The sequence below is a fragment of the uncultured Anaerococcus sp. genome (assembly GCF_947253225.1).
GTDB lineage: Bacteria > Bacillota > Clostridia > Tissierellales > Peptoniphilaceae > Anaerococcus.
The window spans coordinates 1-2,823 of record NZ_CAMXYR010000103.1; the positions used below are offsets into that span (position 1 = coordinate 1).

General features: G+C 32.2%; 3 protein-coding genes and 1 pseudogene. All 4 read left to right on the top strand.

Annotation, left to right across the window (positions count from 1 at the left end):
• A partial coding sequence (locus Q0W95_RS07815; RefSeq protein ID WP_297791564.1) for an arginine transporter occupies positions 1-1,025 on the top strand: 1,025 nt, incomplete at its 5' end.
• A 9-nt stretch (positions 1,026-1,034) separates the two neighbouring features.
• A complete protein-coding gene (locus Q0W95_RS07820) occupies positions 1,035-1,283 on the top strand; it encodes a hypothetical protein (RefSeq protein ID WP_297791567.1) in 249 nt (82 codons plus the stop codon).
• Positions 1,284-1,292: 9 nt separating this feature from the next.
• On the top strand, positions 1,293-1,781 hold the full coding sequence (locus tag Q0W95_RS07825) for a hypothetical protein (RefSeq protein ID WP_297791570.1): 489 nt from the start codon (positions 1,293-1,295) through the stop codon (positions 1,779-1,781).
• A 12-nt stretch (positions 1,782-1,793) separates the two neighbouring features.
• Positions 1,794-2,270: pseudogene (locus Q0W95_RS07830) on the top strand (NAD(P)-dependent oxidoreductase); the annotation flags it as partial.
• Between the last annotated feature and the right edge of the window lie 553 nt (positions 2,271-2,823).

Here is a 2,823-nt window from a genome sequence, read left to right on the forward strand (position 1 = left end):
GAGATGAGCGCAATAGTCTCGTGGGCTCGGAGATGTGTATAAGAGACAGGGTAGATACTGTTCTATTTTACTATGTGAAATTATTTGTAAGTAAGTTCAATAACATTCTTACACCCTTGGTAGTTTTGTGCATTTGTGCTAGTGCCTTAATTTCCTTGTTTAACTTGTTTAATGATAGGACTTACTTTGCGAATAACAGGCTTATGAAAAAATTATTTGTTACATCACCATTTTATGTGGCAAATAGGATTATAGGAGCTATTTTAGCACTTATGATTTACTTTAAAGTAGGACCTAACTTCATTATTTCAGAAGATACTGGTGGATCTATGTTATCATTAGCAAGTCAACTTTCTGTTGTTGTTCCATCCATGCTTTTATTTCAAACCTTTATCCTAGAATTTGGAGCTATGGAATTTTTGGGACAGTTTGTTGGAAAGATAGTAAAACCGCTTTTTAAAGTTTCAGAAATTTGTGCGACAAGCATAATAAGTGCTTGGGTAGGACCTGGAAATGCAGCGATTATGGGAACTAGCGAGTTGTTTGACCAAGGATATTACACTCTTAGAGAAGCAGCAATCATATCTACACAATTTACAACTGGTAGTATAGGCTGGGTAGTTGTTGTTTCCTCAGTACTCGGAGTTATGGATTACTTTGGATCTATATTATTGGGTTTATTTGTAGTCTCTATTATAGTTGCCTTCATATCTGTTATAATAAAACCAGTTTCTTCTTATGCTGATGTATATTCAGAAAGTAATAAGGAAACAAGCATTAAAAACGATACAGCTAAGCAAGGAAGTGTTATAGCAAGAGCAATTGAGGGGGCTTCAAACAGAGCATCCCAAGTAACAAGTGAAAATTTCATTTCAAAGATTGATAATATGACCTTCTATATATTTTGGTTAACACCAATAATAGTATTCTGGGGAACTGCTGCCCTTATTTTAGCAACGCATACACCAGTTCTTTCCTATGTATCTTTACCAATAGAGTGGATCTTATCTCTTATGGGAGTTTAGGAATCTAAGGTGGCTGCAAGTGCTATAATGTCAGGCCTAGCAGATAACTACTTGCCAGTTATTATAGGAGAATCTATCCAAAGTGTTCAAACTAGAGTAATAGTTGCGATGATGAGTATTATATCTATAATCTACCTATCAGAAACAGCAACCCTACTTACATCTACAAAAATGGTTCCAAGATTTATTGATGTAATTATCATCTTTTTGGAAAGAACATTTATAGCCCTACCATTTGTCGTTTTGTTCGTAAAATAGGAGGTATCTATGGTAAAAATTGTTAGATTATTCGAAGATAATATGAATGAAGTCGAAGAAAAAACTATAAAAGAATTGGGATTTTGTGCTGAAGTTTTGGTAAGACCATCCACAACAGAAGAAGAAGTCATAGAAAATGCAAAAGATGCTGATGTAATCATAGCTGTGTATGAACCTTTAACAAAGAAGGTTTTAGAATCTTTACCAAATCTAAAGATGGTTATGTATAGGTCTATAGGATTTAACTCAATTGACCTAGACTTTGCCAACGAAATCAAACTTCCAGTGGGCCACTGTAGCCAGTATTGTACCCAAGAAGTAGCTGATTGGGTCTTGGGATCTATCCTTATGCACAATAGGAGATTGAATGATTTCAATAATTCTGTAAAAATTGACAAAAAATGGGACTATGAGTTATTTCCAAGTATGAGAAGATTAGCCAAGCAAAAGGTTGGACTCATTGGCTTTGGAAGCATACCAAGATTAGTTACAAAGTGATTAGCGGCCTTTGGAGCAGATGTTTTAGTTTATGATCCTTTTGTTTCTGATGAAGACTTTGAAAAACTTGGTGTAAAAAAAGCAAGCCTTGAAGAAATATTTGAAAAATGCGATTATATATCCTCTCATCTTCCTCTAAATGAAAGTACAGAAAAACTTATAGACAAGAAGCTTTTCTCTCTTGTAAAAGAAGAAGCGGTCTTTATCAATTCTTCAAGAGGAGGAGTGGTAAATGAAGATGACCTCTATGAGGCTCTAAAGGAAGGGAAACTTTCTTATGCAATCTTAGATGTACTTTCCACCGAATATCCAGATGTTTACAATAACAAACTTATCAACCTAGATACGGTATTTATAACCCCACACATAGCATTCTATTCACAAGATGCCTTCAAGCAAGGGGCGGCAGATACTATAAATAATATTTACAAATATTTCAAGGGCGATTACACAAAAGCCGAGTTGGTAAATTTAAAACATATCAACTAAAAAAATCATCTAACAGCCCATAAATAATAATAGATAAACCATAGTAACTTAAAATTTCATACCACAAAAAGCGGAATGTAAGCTGGATGAGTCAGCTATATTCCGCTTAATTTTTATAGCTATTTACATATTTCATTGGTAAATTCTTACATAAAAATACTTAAGTATAAATTGCTTGAAAATGCCAAATATCTGTTAAATAGAGATTGTAAGAGTAAAATATTTTCCAAAATATTAATAAACTAAGCTAGCTAAACTTAATCTATAATACTTGCAAATACAAGAATATATACATACAAGTATATATTAAGTAACGAATTATTTTATACATATTTGAATAAAAAATATATAACGATAATACAGCCTATATATTGATTCTAAACATTATGAATTAAAACGTTGATATATAGGCGATTTCTGACGATTTTATTAAATAGAAACATGTTAAATTTTATATATCTTTATTTTTTTAGAAAAAAGCTCAAATATATATAAAAATAACTAGAAATCTCCTTATGACTTGGTATCATATATAAATGCTGTCTCTTATACA

Bases quoted from the DNA above. Each gene is read 5' to 3' on its own strand.
- Q0W95_RS07825 (WP_297791570.1), top strand. From the start codon at position 1,293: ATGGTAAAAATTGTTAGATTATTCGAAGATAATATGAATGAAGTCGAA.